Raw genomic sequence first — 18,519 nt, 5'->3', positions numbered from 1 at the left:
CCCGGAGCCGAGTCCCAGGGGCCGGCCCCACGGGCCGGGCCCCGGGGCCGAGGGCGGTGGTCCCCGCTAGCGGCCGTCCGTCTCCACCCGCAGCTCCGCCAGGCCCGCCGGCTTCTCCGGGTCCTCCGAGCGGACCGTCACCCGGACCTTCCTGGCCGTGTCGCCCGCCAGGAAGGGGCGCCAGAAACGGCCGTCGACGGAGGTCTCCACCGTGGAGGAGACCGGCGGTACGCCGCTCCAGCGCGGTGTCACCTCCGTGATCCGCGCCGGGCGCGGGCCCACGTCCACCGTCAGGGAGCCCTCCGCCCCGCCTGGCGACCAGAACGTCGCCGGGCTCCCGTCCACCGCCGCCTCCGCGTACAGCCCCGGGGCCTCGGAGGTCGCCGCCACCGGGCGGCAGCGCGCCGCGTCGGCCGTCGGGACCAGGTCGGGGCGGCGGGTCGGCAGGGTCAGCGCGGCGGTCAGCCGGCGCGGGCCCTCGGACGTGTGGACCGTGAACGGGCCGCCCGAGACCAGGCGGACCGTGGTCGTCCGGGGCCCGATCTCGACGTCGTACGCCGCGTCCCGGAACCGCAGGCCCTTCAGCGTCACGCCCTCGCGCAGCTGAGGCGGCAGCGAGGGGGCCAGACGGACGCCGTCCTCGCGCAGCCGCAGACCGGTCAGACCGTGCGTGAACACCTGGAGGAAGCCGCCCTTCCCGGTCAGGAAGTCGTCGGCGGGGAAGCCCGACAGCGGGTCCTCCGCCCCCGCCTTCTCGCCCCGCGCCTCGGAGAACAGGTCGTACGGGCCCCGCAGGTACGGGCGCACCGCACGCTGGAGGTACGTGTACGCCGAGCAGCCCGGCTCGCCGGTCTCCGCCGCGACGATCGCGTGCACGGAGTCCGTCATCGCCGGGCCGTCCGGGTCGGTGCGGGCCGCGTAGTAGTCCAGGGTGGCCGCCGCCGCGCCCGGCTCCATCGGCCACTCCAGCGGATAGGCCAGCAGGACCGCGTCCGCCTGCTTGATCGTGGAGCCGTTGTACCCGGCGTACTGGAGGAAGACCTTCCGCTCCGCGTCGTACGGGATACGGAGACCGGCCGCCACCCGGTTCCAGGCGGTGGGCGGGCGGTGGCCGAGGAGGCGGGCGGCGCGGGTCGCGTTGCGCAGCGCGGTGGCGGCGACCGCGTTGGTGAAGGCGCCGTCGTCGACCCCGTTGCTGTACTCGTCGGGGCCCGCCACGTTCCGGACGGAGTAGCCGCCGTCCGCGTTCGCCGTGGCGCGGGAGCGCCAGAAGTCCGCGATGCCCTTCAGCAGCGGCCAGCCCCGCGCCGCCAGCCAGTCGCGGTCGCCGGTGGCCAGGTAGTACTGCCAGACGGCCAGCGACACGTCTCCCTGGAGGTGGTTCTGCGTCAGGCAGTGCGGCGGGTCCCAGCTCTGGCACTCGGAGTCGAGACGGCCCCGGCTCGCACTGGTCCAGGGGTAGAACAGGCCGTCGTACCCCAGCTTCTCGGCGTTCGCGCGGGCCGCGTGCCGGGTGCGGTAGCGGTACTCGACGACCGGACGCGCCAGCTCCGGGCGGGTGGCGAGCAGCCCCGGGAACATCCACGTCTCCGCGTCCCAGAAGACCATCCCCGCGTAGTTGTCGCTGGTCAGCCCGGCCGGGGCGATGCTGTCGGCGGAGCCGCGCCGCGCGTTCGCCAGCAGCCCGTACTGGGTGGAGCGCAGCCACCGCTGCAACGCGCGGTCGCCGGGGACCAGCACGTCGGCGGACCAGGCGTCGCGCCAGGCCGCCTCGTTCGCCGCGAAGACCCGGTCCCAGCCGCGCCGGGCCGCCCGGTGCGCCGCCTCGCGGGCGTCCTCGGCGGGGGCGCGGGAGGTGAGGGCGGTGTCGACGCCGACGTACTTCTCGAAGGTGTACGTCCGGCCCGCGCGGACCGGGGCCACGTGCCGCGACGCACCGGTCCGCAGGGTCTCGACCACCCCGGAACCGCTCCGCATCGTCTGTGCGACGGCCCCCTCGACCCCCGTGCCGAGCGTGCGGAACGTGCCGTCCTCGCGGAGCGTGATCCGGCGTGCGCCCCGCCCGTCGAGCCGTCCGGTGACGGTCGCGGCCCCGCTCCAGCGCGGGGTCATCCGCAGGCGTACGGCACCGGTGTGGACGTCGGAGCGGTCGGCCAGCACGTCGTACACGAGGTCGGTGGCCCGGCCGTCCGCCGTCGTCCACCGCAGCGAGGTCCGCACGAGGCCGCAGGAGAGGAAGACCGTCTGCCGGTAGTGCGAGATGCGGCCCGCCGGGGTGTCCGGCCCGAGGGTCTCCTCGCCCACGCCCACGTCGATGTCCGTCCAGCTCGGCAGCGCGGCGATCACCTCGCGGCCCTCGGAGACGGCCCGGTCGCGGGCGTAGAGGCCGGAGACGAACGCGCCGTCGTAGCGCGGGGTGTAGAGCGGCCAGCCGGTCTTCTCGCCGGTGGCCGCGTAGCCCGTGCCGGTGGCGGGGATCCGGTGGCCCAGATAGCCGTTCCCGACGTACGGGTCGTAGCCCTCGGCCTCCCCGAAGCGGGTGGACGTCCGCGCCCAGGCCGGGTCGGAGGCGTCCCCGCAGGCGGGGGGCGCCGGGGCGGCGGCCGGGGAACCGGCGGCCCGGGCGGCGGACGGCAGCGGGGCGATCAGGGCCGCCGAGACCACGGTGGCGAGGGCGAGGACGGAGATGCGCGGAAGGCTCACGGGACGACGGTAGGGGCTGTCCCGCGATTCCCGGTGGATCAGCGCGCGACGTCGGATGCGGTGCATCGCAAGGCGGAGGGGCATCCGCATACGGGATGTACGGGGATGTTCCGACAATGCGGCGAGGTGCCGTAGCCGTCGTCGCGCGCCCGCCGGGAATTGCGGGACAGTCCTTGGGGAGAGGTCCGCACGGTAGGCCGCCACGGCGCGCAGGACCGCCCGTACCCGCCCCGCGCCGGGGGCCGCCGGCCCGCCGGATGGAGCAGGTCCCGCCCCGGGGCGGCGTGCGTCGGACGCAGCGCGCCGCCTACCCGGCGGCCGTCCCCGTCTTCCGCCCCGCCCCGCACAGCGGCACCACCGCTTCCCCCCGGACCGCGTCGCCCCCTTCCCGTACCGCCGCCCAGCCGACCGCCCCGGTCGGCTCGACGAAGAGGCCGCGTGCCGCCAGGTCCTGCTGGGCGGCGCGGATGCCGTCCTCCGACACCGTCAGGAAGACGCCGCCCGAGGCGCGTACCGCCGCCAGGATCTGGCGGGCGCGGGGCGGCCGGGGGATCGCGATGCCCTCCGCGAGGGTGGGGGCGGCGGGCACGGCGTCCGATCCGCCCGGGACCGCCGTCCCGGGAGCGGCCGGAGGCGGCCCCTCCGCGCCCGCCACGTCCCCGGGAGGCGGCGTCTCCGCGCCTGGGTCCGCGCCCGTCTCCGCGCCCGGCACGTCTTCCGGGAGCAGGTCCACCGCACCCCTCGCGCCTTCCGGGAGCAGGTCCTCCGCGCCCGCCCGGAAGGCCGCGGCCAGCGGGGAGACCGCCTCCGCCTGGACGGCGACCAGCCGGGGGCGGGCCGTGACCAGCCCCAGGGCGCGCAGTTCGGCGACCGCCAGGGCCGCGCCCAGCAGCAGCGTGCCGTTGCCCGCCGGGACCACCAGCGTGTCCGGGAGCCGTCCGCCCAGCTCCTCCCACAGCTCGTACACGTACGTCTTCACGCCGTGCAGGAAGTACGGGTTGAAGACGTGCGAGGCGTAGAAGACCCCCGGTCCGTCCGCCGCCGCGCGGGCCGCCGAGGCGGCCGCCTCCCGGCCGCCCGGGACCGCGACCGGGCGCGCGCCGTGGGCCCGGATCCGCTCGGTCTTCCCGGCCGGCGTGCCCTCGGGGACGTACACCGTGCACGGGAGCCCCGCCCGCGCGCAGTACGCGGCGACGGACGCGCCCGCGTTGCCGGAGCTGTCCGCCACGACCCGGTCCGGGGCCAGCCGCCGGGCCAGCTCCACGAGGACCACCGCGCCGCGGTCCTTGAAGGAGCGCGTCGGCATGAGGAAGTCGAGCTTCGCCGAGACGGTGTCCGTGAGGGGGACGAGCGGGGTGCGTCCCTCGCCCAGGGAGATCGCCGGGGTGGGGAGCGGGAGGAATTCCTTGTAACGCCACAAGGAATCGGTCCGCCCCGAGAACGCGTTCGCCCCGACGCCTCGCGTGGGGGCGAAGTCGAGGTCCCACGGGCCCCGGCAGGCCGGACAGCACCAGGTCAGAGCCGTGATATCGGACCGCGTCCCGTCCTTCGGACACCGATAGCTCGTCATGTCGCCCAGCATGTCAGGCATATGGCGGGTGAATGGCGTGCGTATGGAGCGTCTCAAGGCGCTCTTGTGAGTTCGCCATGGATCGGTCAATCTTTCGCTGGCAGCAGGGCGGGCCGCTTCCCGGACGACGCGGTACGCCGTGCGCCGCAATGGCTGATTTGTCATGCCCATGCAGGGTTCGGCCCTGCGGCTCCGGCTCCACCGCACTGCCCCCGTACCACCGCACCACCCCCCACCAGAGCACCGCCGATGAGGAGGACCCCTCAGATGTCAGTGACGCGTCACACCCCCCAGGCCCGTCGAAGACTCGCCGCGGCGACCGTCATAGCCACCGCAGCCGCCGTCGCGCTCGCCACCGCCGCCCTCCCGGCGACCGCGGCCGAGCGCGCCCCCGAAGGCGTGATCCTGAACGCGGACGCGCCGGGGACCATCAGCGACAGCTACATCGTGACGCTGAAGGAGTCGGCCGCGAAGGCGGACTCCGCCCAGGGCAGGGCCCTCGCGAAGAAGTACGGCGCGAGCATCGAGCGCACCTACCGCGCGGCCCTCAACGGTTACGCGGTCGAGGCGTCGGAGGCGGAGGCGAAGAAGTTCGCCGCCGACCCGGCCGTCGCCTCCGTCTCGCAGAACCGCACCTTCACGGTCTCCGCCACCCAGACCAACCCGCCCTCCTGGGGACTGGACCGGATCGACCAGCGGGGCCTCCCGCTGGACCAGCGCTACACCTACCCCGACAAGGCCGGTGAGGGCGTCACCGCGTACGTCATCGACACCGGGGTGCGCATCAGCCACAGCGACTTCGGCGGCCGGGCCTTCAACGGCTACGACGCCATCGACAACGACAACGTCGCCCAGGACGGCCACGGCCACGGCACGCACGTGGCGGGCACCGTCGCGGGCACCGCCCACGGCGTCGCCAAGAAGGCGAAGATCGTCGGCGTCCGGGTCCTGAACAACCAGGGCTCCGGCACCACCGACCAGGTCGTCGCCGGCATCGACTGGGTGACGGCCAACGCCGTCAAGCCCGCCGTCGCCAACATGAGCCTCGGCGGCGGCGCGGACGCGGTCCTCGACGCGGCCGTGCAGCGGTCCATCGCCTCCGGCATCACCTACGCCGTCGCGGCGGGCAACGAGTCGACCAACGCCAACACCAAGTCCCCGGCGCGCGTCGCCGAGGCCATCACGGTCGGCTCGACGACCAACACCGACGCCCGCTCCAGCTTCTCCAACTACGGCGCGGTCGTGGACATCTTCGCCCCCGGTTCCTCGATCACCTCGACGTGGAACACGAGCGACACCGCGACGAACAACATCTCCGGCACGTCGATGGCCAGCCCGCACGTGGCCGGCGCGGCGGCGGTCTACCTCGCCGACAACCCGGGCTCGACCCCCGCCCAGGTCTCCGCCGGACTCGTCGCCGCCGCCACCCCGAACGTGGTCACCAACCCCGGCACCGGCTCGCCCAACCGCCTGCTGTACGTCGGCGCGGGCAGCACCAACCCGCCGGGCAAGAAGTTCGAGAACACCACCGGGTACCCGATCAACGACAACGCCACCGTCGAGTCCCCGGTCACCGTCTCCGGAATCACCGGCAACGCCCCGGCCGCGCTGAGCGTCCCGGTCAACATCTCCCACACCTACATCGGCGACCTGAAGATCGACCTGGTCGCCCCGAACGGCACGGTCTTCAACCTGAAGGCGTACGGCTCCGGCGGCAGCAGCGACAACGTGGTCACCACGTACACCGTCAACGCCTCCTCCGTCGTCGCCAACGGCACCTGGAAGCTCCGGGTCAGCGACAACGCGAGCGCCGACACGGGCCGGATCAACAGCTGGGCGCTCCAGTTCTGATCCCGCCCCGGCGGTGAACCACCGAACCCCGTGAGAAGGGCCGGGGCGGTCGCGTCACGCGACCGCCCCGGCCCCTCCGGCGTACGGGGCCCCGTCAGCGGCGGTTGAGCCCGCGGTCGACCGCGGTGATCAGCTCACCGTTCTCCGTGTCCCCGTCCAGCGACCAGAACATCGCCCCGCCGAGACCCTCCTCGCGGATGTACGCGGCCTTCGTGCGCAGCACCTGCGGGTCGTCGTACGTCCACAGGGTGGTGCCGTCGAACAGCCAGGCGTGGCCGTTCTTCGCGTCCCGGTGGACCTTGTACGCGCCCGAAGCGGCCAGCTTCTTCAGGACCTTGTAGTCCTCGTACCCCGCCGCCCAGGTGGCCGGGGCCGGGCCCGTCGCCGGCTGTCCCATGCCCGTGCCGCCGCCGCTCACCCCGGTCCAGCCCTGGCCGTAGGTCGGCATGCCCATCACGATCTTGTGCTTGGGGGCGCCGCGCCGCACCCAGTCGCGCACGGTCCGGTCGACGCTGAAGTCGTCCCGCGCGTACAGGGCCGACTGCTGGGCCGTCTTCTTCTCGCTCGACACGTGGTGGTCGTACCCCTGGATGTTGACGAAGTCGAAGTCCTTCATGAGGCGCTTCACGTCGAAGCCCGCGTCGATCGCCTTCGGGTTGGCCGGGACGTACGCCGACAGGTCGTAGTGCTTGGGCTTCGGCCTGTGGCGCCCGCGGCCCTTCCCCTCGCCCGCCTTCCGCCCGGCCTTCGCCTCGCTCTTCGCGTGGGCGTCGAGCTGGGTGCGGAACTCGTGGATCAGGGCGGTGAAGTTCTTCTTGTCCTCCGGTCGGAAGACCGTGCCCTCGTTGGCCGCCGAACCGGGCCACTCCCAGTCGACGTCGATGCCGTCGAAGAGGCCGGCCGCCGCGCCCTCGCCGCCGCGCGCCCCGTCCTTCGGGAGGTTGCCCTTGATGTACAGGTCGATGCAGGAGGAGACGAGCGCCTTGCGGGAGGTGGCGGTGCGGACCGCGTCGGAGAAGTGGGTGGACCAGCTCCAACCGCCCAGCGAGATCATGACCTTGAGGCCGGGGTGCTTGGCCTTCAGCTCGCGCAGCTGGTTGAAGTTGCCCGCGAGCGGCTGGGTGTCGGTGTCGGCGACGCCGTCTACCGAGCCGGCCGCGTCGAGCGGACGGGCGTAGTCCGCCCAGGCGTCGGCCTGGCCGGGGACGTTGCCGGTGAAGCACTTCCCCTCGGCGCTGACGTTGCCGAAGGCGTAGTTGATGTGGGTCAGCTTGGCCGCGGCGCCGCTGGTGTCCAGGTCCTTGACCTGGAAGTCGCGTCCGTAGACGCCCCATTGGGTGAAGTAGCCGATGCTCTTGTACGCGGGGCGGTGGTGGCCCTCGCCGCGGTCGCCGCCGTTGCCGCGGTCGTGGCCGACGGCGGCCGGAGCGACGCCCGCCAGCAGGGCGAGGGAGACGCCGGCGACGGTCATTCGGGACAGGTTGCTTCGACGCATGGGGCTCGTTCCTGTGCGTGATCCGGTGCGGGAGGCAGAACGGAAGGAGAGCGGGAGGAAAAACGGGAGCCGTGCTGTGCACAGGAAGGTATTGGTCTGGACCAAAAATGGTCAAGAGGTCGCGGGCGTCGAAGTCGGCGGCCGTGTGGGGCGCCGCGGAACGGGGCAGGTTCCGGGCGGCTCCGGAGGCCCGGGGCGGCCCCGCGTGACTGCGGACCGGTTCGGGGCGGCCTCGGGGGCGGGGATCGGCCGGTTCTGCTCTGGCGTTCACGTGCGGGTTATGCCTGAGCCCTCGCAAGATCACCACATTGAGTGAAACCTTGGCCCATGCTTGCGGTGTACAACCCACGGTTGCCAGGCTGTCGCAGACTGTCAACCTGTTGGGAGTGGCCTGTGACTTTCGGTGAGCAGCCCGCCTATCTGCGCGTGGCGAGCGATCTCAGGGAGAAGATCGTCAATGGTGCGCTGCCGCCCCACACTCGCCTGCCGTCGCAGGCCCGCATCCGGGAGGAGTACGGGGTCTCGGACACCGTCGCCCTGGAGGCGCGGAAGGTGCTGATGGCGGAGGGGCTGGTCGAGGGGCGGTCCGGCTCCGGAACGTACGTGCGCGAGCGCCCCGTCCCCCGCAGGATCGCCCGCTCCGGATACCGGCCGGACAAGGGGTCCAGCCCCTTCCGGCAGGAGCAGGCGGCCGAGGGGGCGCGTGGGACCTGGGAGTCCCGCAGCGAGCAGGAGGGCGCGAGTCCCGAGATCGCGGGGCGGCTGGGGATCGAGCCCGGCGACCGGGTGATGCGCACCCACTACGTCTTCCGGGAGGCGGGCGAGCCGGTCATGCTCTCCACCTCCTGGGAGCCGCTCGCCGTCACCGGCCGGACGCCCGTGATGCTGCCGGAGGAGGGCCCGTTGGGCGGCTGCGGGGTGGTCGACCGGATGGCCGCGATCGACATCGTGGTGGACAACGTCGCCGAAGAGGTCGGCGCGCGCCCGGGGCTGGCGGAGGAGCTCCTGGCGCTCGGCGGCGTGCCCGGCCACGTGGTCATCGTCATCGGACGCACGTACTACGCCTCGGGCCGGGCCGTGGAGACGGCCGACGTGGTGGTGCCGGCCGACCGGTACCGGGTCGCCTACCACCTGCCCGTCCGGTGAGGCTCCCCCCGGCCGGGCGAGGTCCTGTCAGGGGCGGTGACGCCCGGGGCGGGTGAGTCACCGGGGTCGAGAGGACGCGTAGGGGCGCATTCTGCGGATGCGCCCCTTTCGCGATGGCCGGATGTGTACCTCTTCGTGTAAAGACGCCTGCGCTGCGTGAAGGTCAGGCGTACGCTCGGGCATATGCGCACTGCGGTTTCCTGGGGATGGTCAGAGACGGGCACGCCGGCGGGAAGAGGGGCGATATGCGAGGGGGCGGCACGATGAGCGACAGCGGCGCCGTGCTCCCTTGGCTGGTGATACGGCAGGACGACGGCGGAGGCCGCTACCGGGTGGGCCGGTACGCCACGCAGGCGGAGGCGCAGAAGGTCGCGGACGGCCTCGACGACCGCCACCGCCACCAGGTCTACCGGGTGGAGCGCGTGGGCCAGACGCCTCGGCCCTGACGCCTCGACCCTGACGCCTCGCCCCTGACGCCTCGACCCTGGCGTCCGGGCGCCCTGGTCCTGGCGTCCGGGCGCTCGATGTGCGGTGCCCGGCGTGCGGTGCGGGGGTCTGACGCGGAGCGCGGGGTGTGAGGCGCGAGGCGCGGGGCATGCGCGCGCACCCGCGTGCGCCCCCTGCTGGAGAAAGCGCCGCTCATCGTGGAACGGCATGTCCCCGCGCCCGTGTACGCCCCCGCGCCCCTGCGGCGTCCGCGCCGTGGCCCTCGCCGGGCCCGCCGTCCATGCCGCCCGCGCCTGACGTGCCCGACGCCCGTCCCGCGGGCGCATGCGGTGCGCCGGGGGCCCGGGCGGTAAGGTCCGGCCCGACCGGCGGCGCGGAAGCCGTCAAGGACGCGGCGAGCGGGGCGGAGTGATGACGGAGTGGCGTCGGTGCTGATCGACACGGTGGCGTGGGTGCTGATCGAGGGCGGCAGGATTCTCTGCGCGCGGCCCCGGGGCAAGGACGTCTTCTACATCCCGGGCGGCAAGCGCGAGGGTGCGGAGACCGACCTGGAGACCCTTCTGCGGGAGGTCGAGGAGGAGCTGACGGTCGGCCTGATCCGGGAGACCGTCGTCCACGCCGGTACGTACGAGGCCCCCGTGGACGACCGTCCCGACGCCGCCCTCGTACGGATGAGCTGCTACTACGGCGACTACCGGGGCACGCTCGCCGTGAGCGGCGAGATCGAGGAGACGGCCTGGTTCTCCTTCGCGGACCGGCCCCTCGTACCGCCCGTGGACCGGCTCCTCTTCGACGACCTCAAGGCGGCGGGCTCCCTGCTCTGACCCGGCCGTCCGGTACGGCGCGCGCCCCGGACCCGGCCCGACCGCTTCTGCCGGCACCTGCGGGGCGCGGGTGTGTACGGCCGTCCGCATCAAACGCCGTAGGGGGCGGTAGCGGGGCGTAAATGATGGGTATGTGGCTTTTAGTCCCCATTTGCGCAGGGTGCGTCCGTGGCCGTCCTTGGGAAGTGATCGGCGTGATCGATACCGAAGGCGACTGCGCCGCGTGGACCTTCGAGGGCGAGCCCGGTTCCGTACGCAGCGCCCGGCACGCGGTACGCGGCGCCCTCTGCTCCTGGGGGCTCGACGCGGCGGTGGGCGACCTGGCGGTCCTGCTGGTCAGCGAGCTGGTGACCAACTCCCTCCGGTACGCCTCCGGCCCCATCGGCGTACGCCTGGTCCGCTCGCATCCGGAGGAGGACCTCGCGCTCGCCGGAGGCCCGGCCGCAGCGGGCCGGAGCGTGGGGGGCTCGGTCGGGGGCGGTGGCCCGCTCGCCGACGTCCCGCTCGCCGACCGCCCTCCCTCCGCCCCCGGACTGCTGGTGGAAGTCTCCGATCCGCTTCCGGATCCGCCCACCGAACGCCGTGCGGGGCCCGACGACGAGGGCGGCCGGGGACTCCAGCTCGTGGCCTGTTCCGCACGTCGCTGGGGAACCCGTCGCGGAAAGACCGGCAAGACCGTGTGGTTCGAGCTGGCTCTCCCTGGTTAGGAGAGTGGAGGGAAGCACAGCGATCACCCGGGGTCGGGAAGAACCTGGCTGAAAGGGACTGAGACCTTGCTGTGATCGTGAACGCCGTGTCGGTCGGGGCCGTAGTGCTGAATACTGCGGGCAGGACCGGTCCGGTGCGTGAGCTGGAGGGGACGGTCGCGTGAGCGAAATACCTGGGACAACGGGCGATGTCGGCGGGACGGCCGGCGATGTCGTGTGGCAGAGCAGCCCGCCCGGCTCGATCTACGACCACATCAAGGTCGCCTCCTTCTCGATCGGGCCGGACGGTCTGATCGAGCAGTGGAGCAGCCGGGCCGCCGGTCTGTTCGGCATGACCTCGGCCGAGGCGGTCGGCCGCGACCCGGTGGAGGCGTTCATGCCCGCCGAGCTGCGTTCCGGCGGACACCGGCGGGTCGGCGAGATCCTGGACGGCAAGGAGTGGACGGGCCTGGTCCCGTTCCGGATGCCGGGCGAGGGCGGGGCGCACGGCCTCGCCGAGGTCTACGTGATGCCGAGCCTGACGGGCCGGGGGGAGCGGGCCGCGCTCTGTATCGTCGTGGACGTCCGGGCCCTGCGCCGCATCGAGACGGACCTCGCCGCCTCCCAAGCCATATTCGGCCAATCTCCTTTCGGCTTCGTGCTGTTCGGCACGGACCTCGCCGTCGTCCGGGCGAACCAGCGCTTCGCCACCGTCTTCGGCGGCACCGCCGAGGACCACCGGGGCCGCACGGTGGAGGACTACCTGCCCCGCAGCGAGGCCGACCGGCTGACCGCCACCCTGAAACGCGTCCTGGAGACCGGGGAGTCCGTCACCGACCTCCAACTCGTCGGCCCCGCGCCCCACACCGTCGAGCGCCGCCACTGGTCCATGAACCTCTACCGGGTGCACAGCGGAGCCGGCCGGCCCGTCGGCGTCGCCGGACTCGCCACCGACGTCACCCGCCGGCACATCGCCGCCCGCGAGGCGGCCAGCGCCCGCCGCAACCTCGCCCTCCTCAACGAGGCCAGCGCCCGCATCGGCAACTCCCTGGATCTGGAGACCACCGCCCGCGAACTGCTCGACGTGGCCGTCCCCGGCTTCTGCGACCTCGCCTCCGTCGACCTCTACCAAGGGCTCCTCACCGGCGAGGAGGCCGCGCCCGGAAGCTGGGCCTCCGCACACCGCGACTCCGCCGGCGGCTCGGCCGAACTGCGCCGGGTGGCCCACGCCAGCGCGGTCGCCGACGCGCTGCCCACCGCCGTGGCGGGCAGCGGGGCCCCGGGCCCGGACGACGTGCCGCCCGCGCTCGGCTCCGTCCACCGCTACCCGTTCGGCTCGCCCTGCGCCATGGCGCTGCGCTCCGGCCGGGCCGAGGACGTCCCCGGCGACGAGATGGGCTTCGTCCAGTCGACGCTCGCCGTGCCGATGGTCGCCCACGACACCGTCGTCGGCCTCGTCCAGTTCTCCCGTACGAAGGGCAGCGAGCCGTTCGGGGAGCGCGACCGGGGCCTCGCCACCGAACTGGCCGCCCGCGCCGCCGTCTGCATCGACAACGCCCGCCTCTACCGCCGCGAACACGAACGGGCCCTGATCCTCCAGCGCAGCCTGCTGCCCCCCGGCGACCCCGAGGCCGCCGGACTCGACATCGCCTGCCGCTACCTGCCGGGCAACGCCGCCACCGAGGTCGGCGGCGACTGGTTCGACGTGATCGAACTGCCGGGCCACCGCACCGCCCTCGTCGTCGGCGACGTCATGGGGCGCGGGCTGCGCGCCGCCGTCGCCATGGGTGAACTGCGCACCGCCGTACGGACCCTGGCCCTCCTCGACCTGGAACCCGCCGAAGTGCTGTACGCCCTGGACGAGGTCGCCCGCGGCCTCGGCTCCCCGGGCGGCGGCGAGCGCAGCGAGGGGCTCGGCGGCAGCGGGGGAGCGCAGTGGCCCTCCCGCGCCGCGCAGAAGTCCCGCGAGGCCGACCTCTCCGAGGTGTACCTCGCGACCTGCGTGTACGCGGTCTACGACCCGGTCACCCGGCGGTGCACCATCGCCAACGCCGGGCACATGCCGCCGGCCGTCGTCGAGCCCGGCAAGCCCGCCCGCCTCATCGACGTACCGCCCGGCATGCCGCTGGGCGTCGGCGGGGAGCCGTTCGAGGAGGTCGAGGTCGAGCTGGCCGAGAACGCCCTGCTCACCCTGTACACCGACGGCCTGGTCGAGTCCCGGGACCAGGCGCTGGACGAGGGGCTGGAGGCGTTGCGGTCCGTGCTGACCGGCCCGCAGATGGAGTTGGAGGACGCCTGCGACTTCGTCCTCTCCACCCTCGACACCCGGCACGGCGAGGACGACATCGCGCTCCTGATGGCCCGTATCCAGGGGCTGCCCGCCGAGGCGGTGGGGGACTGGACGCTGCCGCGCGAACCCCGGTCGGTGGGGCGGGCGCGCGAGCTGGCCCGTACCCAGCTCCTCGCCTGGGACCTCGACGACCTGGTCGACACCACCGAACTCCTCGTCAGCGAGCTGGTCACCAACGCCCTGCGCTACGGCGAGGGCGAGATCCGGCTCCGGCTGCTGCGCGACCGCACCCTGGTCTGCGAGGTGTGGGACGCCGGTCTCGTCCAGCCGCGCCGCCGCCGCGCCCGCGACACCGACGAGGGCGGCCGCGGCCTCCAGCTGGTCGGGCTGCTCAGCGCGGCCTGGGGGACGCGGCGCACCCCGCGCGGCAAGACCGTCTGGTTCGAACTGGCTCTTCCGGACGGGGAACCGGCCGCCGAACTCTCCGTGGAGCAGTTGCTGAGCATGTACTGACGCGGCCGGTCCGCGGAGGCGCGCCCCCGGCCCCGCCCGCGGCCCGTCTACGCCCCCGTCTTCAGGGCCGCCAGCCGGGCCTCCACCTCCGCGCTGTCGCCCAGGGCGTCCAACTCCTCGAACTGGGCGTCCAGCGAGGAGGCGGCCAGCTCCTGCCTCCCCAGGGCCTTCGCCTCCTCACGCCGCACCTTCTCCTCGAAGCGGCCCAGCTCGCTCGTCGGGTCGAGGACGTCGACGCTCCTCACCGCGTCCATCATCCGGTTCTGCGCCCGGGCCGACGTCGCCCGCGCCACCAACTCGTCGCGCTTGGCCGTCAGCTCGGAGAGTTGGACCTTCATCCGGTCGAGCCCGCTCCTGAGTTTGCCGACGACCTCGGTCTGCGCGGCGATCGTCGGCTCCGCCGCCCTCGCCTCCCGCTCCGACTGGAGCTGCCGGCCGAGCGCGACCTTCGCCAGGTTGTCGAACCTGTCCGCGTCCGCCGAGGCCCCGGCGCCGCGCAGTTCGTCGGCCTTCCGGCTGGCCGCCAGCGCCTTGCCGCCCCACTCGGCCGCCGCCTCCACGTCCTCCCGGTGGTCCTCCTCCATCAGCCGGAGGTTGCCGATGGTGGCCGCCACGGCCTGCTCGGCCTCCGCGATGTTGTCCGTGTAGTCGCGGATGAGCTGGTCCAGCATCTTCCGAGGGTCCTCGGCCTGGTCGAGCAGGGCGTTGACGTTGGCCTTCGCGAGCTGGGTGACGCGGCCGAGGATGGTCTGCTTGGTCATGGCACGGCTCCTTGGGGGGCGAGCAGGGGTACGGGGCGGTCCTACCGGCGGGTGGCGGGTGGCGGGGTACGGGGCGGTCGGTGGTCGGTGAGCTGCGGGCGGCGGGCGGCGGTCGTTGGCCGGAGGGAGCGGTCAGCAGTCGGCGGTCAGCGGTCGGTCTCGATGGCCGGTAGCCGGTGGTCGGTCTCGGCTGTCGGGGGTGGGCGGTGTGCGGTGTGCGATCCGCTGGGGGAGGCGCGGGCCGGGGGTCCTCGCCCGTCCCCGTTCGTCGTTCAGAAGCGGCCCCCGCCGCCCCGCCGGCCCCGGGTCCCGCCCCCGCCGAAGCTGCCCGGCGTCCCGCCGAAGCCCCCGGACCGCCCGCTTCCGCCGAACCCGCCCCCGTACCCCCCGCCCCGTCCCCCGCCGCCGAACAGGCCGCCGAGAAGGATGCCGCCGAGCACGGCCCCACCCGTTCCGACGCCCGTTCCGCCCGGGCCCTGCGGGGAGCGGAAACCGTGTACGTCCTGTTCGGCCAGGGCCAGCGCCTGCCCGGCCAGCGCATCCGCCTGCCGCGCCTCGACCAGCGCCCCCCGCGCGTCCGAGGACGCCAGCTCCCGGGCCCGCTCCCACCGCCGCTGCGCCTCCGCGAGCCGGGTGCGGGCCCCGCTGCCGACCGCGCCCCGGTGCGTCGTGACGTAGTCCGCCGCCGCCCCGACCGAGGACCGGGCGGCGAGCATGGCCTGATCGAGGAGGGCGCGGGCCTTCGCCTCGCCCCGCTCCTGGTCCCGGGCCCCCGCCAGCGCCTCGTCCAGCGCCGCGTCCGCCTCCTCCACCCGGCGCAGCGCGTCGATCGGGTCGTACGGCCCCGCCGCCGCCGCGTTCCGCACATCGGCGAGTACGGCCTCGGCGCGGGCGGTCCGGCCGCGCAGATCGGCGGTCGACGCGCCCTCGGCGGCCCCTTCGAGCAGCCCGCCCGCGTCCGCGAGGTCCGTCTCCGTCTCGGTCAGCGCGGCGGCCAGTCTCCCCACGGCCTCGTCCAGCTCCGCCACCCGCCGGTCCACCGAGTCCAGCAGCGTGCCCGCCTGGCCCACCGCGCCCTCGGCTCCCCGGATGTACACGGCGGCCCGGGAGTTCTCGCCGCCCTCGACCGCCGTACGGGCCCGCTCCACGGCCGAGTCCGCGAAGGCGAGCCGGTCCTGCGCCTGCTCCACGTCGGCGGCCACGGGCGCGGCGACCCGCTCCCCGTACCGCTCCCGCAGCTCGGCGACGGCCGACCCGGCCGCCGCGATCCGGCCGGTGAGGTCGCGGTGGGCGGCGGTCACGGCGGCGAGGGCCCGCGGAGCGTCGCGTTCCAGGGCGCGCAACCGGTCGAAGTCCTCGGAGACGGCGTCCAGACCCTCGTCCGCGGCAGCGCACCGCCGCAGGATCTCCTCCAGCATCCGGCGGCGGGCCGGGTCGTCCTCGGGGAACGCGTCGTCGAGCCGCTGGCGCAACCGGAAGGACTGCGTCAGCTCCTCCTTCGCCCGCGCGAGCGCCGCCGTGAACGGCTTCGCCGCCTCCTCGCCGAACTGGGCCGTGGCGAAACCGAGTTCCTCCTCGCTGGTGCGCACCGCGTCGTCGGTGTCCACCAGCACCTGCCGGGTCCGCGCGTCCAGCTCCGGCAGCGGCGTCGGCGGCTCCGGCGCACCGTCCGTCCCCGCGGTCCGCCCCCAGCCGGTGGCCGCCGGGGTGGTACGGGCCGCCGTACGCCGTCTGCGCCGGGCGTACGCGTAGAGGCCGAACGCGCCCGCGCCCACGACGACCGCCCCCGGAAGGATGTAGTCGCGCGCTCCGATGGACTCGGATGCGCCCGCCCCGGGGTCGGCGGGCCCCGGGGTGACGGCGGGCGCGGTCACGGGGCGTCCGGCGAGTGACGAGGCGTATCCGTCGGCCGCGCCGATCGCCGCCCCCGCCCAGTCGTTCTCCCGCAGTGCGGGTTCGATCGCCGTGCGCGCCACGTCCCGCAGCTGCTCGTCGGTGAGTCGCGCCCCGGCGTCGACGGAGTAGCCGTACCGGCGGTCGTGGGTGGCGACGGAGAGCAGCACGTCGTCCTGGCCGAGGCCGCTGCGGTCGGCGGTCTCGTCGCTCCAGGTCTGCCCGGACCGGCCGGAGAAGTCGCGTACGTACACCACGAAGAGCTGGACGCGCTGCTCGGCGTACAACCGGTCGAGGGCGTCCTCCACCTGCCCTGCCCGGTCGCCGAGGGCCCCCACCCGGTCGGTGATCTGCCCGTCCCGGGACAGCTCGACGGGGTCGTCGGCGCGGGCGGCCCCGGCGGCGGGGAGCACCGGCCAGCACACGGCGAGCAGCAGAGCCAGCGGGGCGGCGACCCGCGACAGGGGTGAAGATGTCACCTTTGCGAGGCTATGTGCGCTCCTGTGCCCCCGCGACCTGGCGGCCCCCCCCGGCTCACGCCGCCGACCGCGTGAACGGCCCCCGGCCCGCGTCGGCTGTTCGCATGAAAGGGCGCGGGAAAGCGGTCCGCCCGTGCGTGTGCGCAGAGGCGGAGGCCGCCGCCCGTCGTCAGATGGGGCCGAACGTGGCGCGCTCCGGGCCCGGTACCCGAGGCCCCGCAGGTGCTGAGGAGCGAAGTCCGGAGGTGACGTGTGGCGGGCCTTCAGCTGTCGGTCGTCGTGCCGTGTTTCGACGAGGCCGAGGTCATCGAGTCCTTCCACACCACCCTCCTCGGCGTCCTGGACCGGCTCGGGGACAGCTTCGAGATCTGTTACGTGGACGACGGCAGCCGGGACCGCACCCGCCCGCTGCTCAGCGCCATCGCGGCCGGCGACCCGCGCGTCCACTACACCGCCTTCAGCCGCAACTTCGGCAAGGAGGCCGCCATGCTCGCCGGTCTCCGCATGTCGCGGGGCGCCGCCGTGGTCATCATGGACGCCGACCTCCAGCACCCGCCCGAGCTGATCCCCCGCATGCTGGAGCTGCACCGGCACGGCTACGACCAGGTCATCCCGCGCCGCGACCGCTCGGGCGAGGGCATGCTCCGCAGCACCCTCAGCCACACCTACTACGCGCTGGTCCGCCGCTGCATGGACGTGGAGCTGATCGACGGCTCCGGGGACTTCCGGCTGCTGTCGAGGCGGGCGGTGGAGAGCGTCCTGTCCCTCCCCGAGAGCAACCGCTTCTCCAAGGGGATCTTCTCCTGGATCGGCTTCGACACGGTCACCTTCCGCTACCGCAACAGCGAACGGGCGGCGGGCCGCTCCAAGTGGGGCGGCAAACGGCTGCTGAACTACGGCATCGACGGCCTGCTCTCCTTCAACGACCGACCGCTCCGCCTCGCGATCTACACCGGCTTCTGGGTCTTCGTCTCCGCCCTGGCCTACGCCCTGTGGACGGTCGTCGGCGTCGTCCTGCACGGCGCGGACACCCCGGGGTACGCCACCCTGCTCACCGCCGTCGTCGCTCTCAGCGGCATCCAGCTGGTGACGCTCGGGGTGATCGGGGAGTACGTGGGCCGCATCTACCACGAGGCGAAGCACCGGCCGCCGTACGTGGTGCGGGAGACCGACGCGACCTGCCGCGTGCTGCCGGACGGCCCGCCGAGGCGCCCGGCCCTCACCGGTGAACGGGTGGTGGCGCACTCCACCGCCGTCACCGCGGAACCCGCCGTCTCCCGTCCCGGCCGGACGCGCACACTCCGCCAGTTCACCAGTTTCGTCCTCATCGGATGCGTGAACACCGCCGTCTACCTCGCCGTCTACGCCACGCTCAACCGCTGGATCCCTTACCTGGCGGCCCATGTCGTCGGCTACGTGATCAGCGTCGTGTGCTCGTTCCTGCTCAACTCCTACGTCACCTGCCGGACGCGGCCGACCTGGCGCGGCTTCGTCCGCTTTCCGCTCTCCAGCCTGGTGAACCTGGTGGCGTCCGGGGCGCTGCTCTACGGGGCGGTCAGCGGCCTCGGGATGGACAAGAACCTCGCCGCGCTGGCGGCGGGCGTCCTCGTCACCCCGGTCTCGTTCCTGCTGGCGCGCTGGGCGATCACCTCGGGGCAGACCGGGGAGGCCGCCGCCCCGGAGGCGACGGTGGGAGCGGAAGCGGAGCCGGGGGTGGGGGCGGGCGCGGAAGCGGCGGCGGAGGCGGGTACGGGTACGCGGACGGAGGCGGCGGAGGGGGCGGGGGGCGCGGCGGAAACGGCGCCCGGCCGCCCCGCCCCGGCGCCGCTGCCCACCCGCTCGTCCCAGGACCGGTGAGGGC

Annotated in this window: 12 protein-coding genes; 7 read left to right on the top strand and 5 right to left on the bottom strand. The window is 74.0% G+C overall.

Annotation, left to right across the window (positions count from 1 at the left end; translation table 11 throughout):
- Positions 1-66: 66 nt before the first annotated feature.
- Together AMK24_RS02030 and AMK24_RS02025 are read right to left on the bottom strand one after the other, a co-directional pair.
- Entirely contained in the window at positions 67-2,703 is a 2,637-nt protein-coding gene (locus AMK24_RS02030) for a glycosyl hydrolase family 65 protein (RefSeq protein ID WP_073764310.1), read from the bottom strand.
- Positions 2,704-3,010: 307 nt separating this feature from the next.
- Complete coding sequence (locus AMK24_RS02025) at positions 3,011-4,273, bottom strand: pyridoxal-phosphate dependent enzyme (protein WP_143203684.1); 1,263 nt, start codon at positions 4,271-4,273, stop codon at positions 3,011-3,013.
- Positions 4,274-4,540: 267 nt separating this feature from the next.
- Here AMK24_RS02025 and AMK24_RS02020 point away from each other — a divergent pair, with 267 nt between their 5' ends.
- Complete coding sequence (locus tag AMK24_RS02020) at positions 4,541-6,124, top strand: S8 family peptidase (RefSeq protein WP_073764306.1); 1,584 nt, start codon at positions 4,541-4,543, stop codon at positions 6,122-6,124.
- Positions 6,125-6,218: 94 nt separating this feature from the next.
- On the opposite strand, the gene AMK24_RS02015 is transcribed toward AMK24_RS02020, so the two are convergent.
- The gene (locus AMK24_RS02015; RefSeq protein ID WP_073764304.1) at positions 6,219-7,619 is read right to left on the bottom strand and encodes a glycoside hydrolase family 18 protein; all 1,401 of its coding nucleotides are present in this window, start codon (positions 7,617-7,619) and stop codon (positions 6,219-6,221) included.
- 393 nt (positions 7,620-8,012) lie between these two features.
- On the opposite strand from AMK24_RS02015, the gene AMK24_RS02010 reads away from it, so the two are divergent.
- The 5 genes from AMK24_RS02010 (at position 8,013) to AMK24_RS01990 (ending at position 13,525) form a co-directional block, all read left to right on the top strand.
- Complete coding sequence (locus tag AMK24_RS02010; RefSeq protein WP_073764302.1) at positions 8,013-8,765, top strand: GntR family transcriptional regulator; 753 nt, start codon at positions 8,013-8,015, stop codon at positions 8,763-8,765.
- A gap of 245 nt (positions 8,766-9,010) precedes the next feature.
- Positions 9,011-9,211, top strand: a complete 201-nt coding sequence (locus AMK24_RS02005) for a hypothetical protein (protein WP_073765605.1) — start codon at positions 9,011-9,013, stop codon at positions 9,209-9,211.
- A 420-nt stretch (positions 9,212-9,631) separates the two neighbouring features.
- Positions 9,632-10,036 (top strand): NUDIX hydrolase, encoded by a 405-nt coding sequence (locus tag AMK24_RS02000; protein ID WP_073764300.1) that lies wholly within the window; start codon positions 9,632-9,634, stop codon positions 10,034-10,036.
- Between the two features lie 185 nt (positions 10,037-10,221).
- Positions 10,222-10,743 (top strand): ATP-binding protein, encoded by a 522-nt coding sequence (locus AMK24_RS01995; RefSeq protein ID WP_073764298.1) that lies wholly within the window; start codon positions 10,222-10,224, stop codon positions 10,741-10,743.
- 214 nt (positions 10,744-10,957) lie between these two features.
- On the top strand, positions 10,958-13,525 hold the full coding sequence (locus tag AMK24_RS01990) for a SpoIIE family protein phosphatase (protein ID WP_073764296.1): 2,568 nt from the start codon (positions 10,958-10,960) through the stop codon (positions 13,523-13,525).
- Between the two features lie 47 nt (positions 13,526-13,572).
- On the opposite strand, the gene AMK24_RS01985 is transcribed toward AMK24_RS01990, so the two are convergent.
- Together AMK24_RS01985 and AMK24_RS01980 are read right to left on the bottom strand one after the other, a co-directional pair.
- Positions 13,573-14,286, bottom strand: coding sequence for a PspA/IM30 family protein (locus AMK24_RS01985; RefSeq protein WP_073764294.1), 714 nt, complete (start codon positions 14,284-14,286; stop codon positions 13,573-13,575).
- Between the two features lie 272 nt (positions 14,287-14,558).
- On the bottom strand, positions 14,559-16,658 hold the full coding sequence (locus AMK24_RS01980) for a TPM domain-containing protein (RefSeq protein WP_079190395.1): 2,100 nt from the start codon (positions 16,656-16,658) through the stop codon (positions 14,559-14,561).
- A 252-nt stretch (positions 16,659-16,910) separates the two neighbouring features.
- On the opposite strand from AMK24_RS01980, the gene AMK24_RS01975 reads away from it, so the two are divergent.
- Positions 16,911-18,515: a glycosyltransferase gene (locus AMK24_RS01975; RefSeq protein ID WP_073764292.1), complete on the top strand. Its 1,605-nt coding sequence runs from the start codon at positions 16,911-16,913 to the stop codon at positions 18,513-18,515.
- Positions 18,516-18,519: the final 4 nt, after the last annotated feature.

Origin of the sequence: Streptomyces sp. CB02366, from assembly GCF_001905905.1 — a bacterium.
GTDB lineage: Bacteria > Actinomycetota > Actinomycetes > Streptomycetales > Streptomycetaceae > Streptomyces.
Note: the sequence above shows the minus strand (reverse complement) of the source record. Positions and strands in the feature narration are given on the sequence as shown.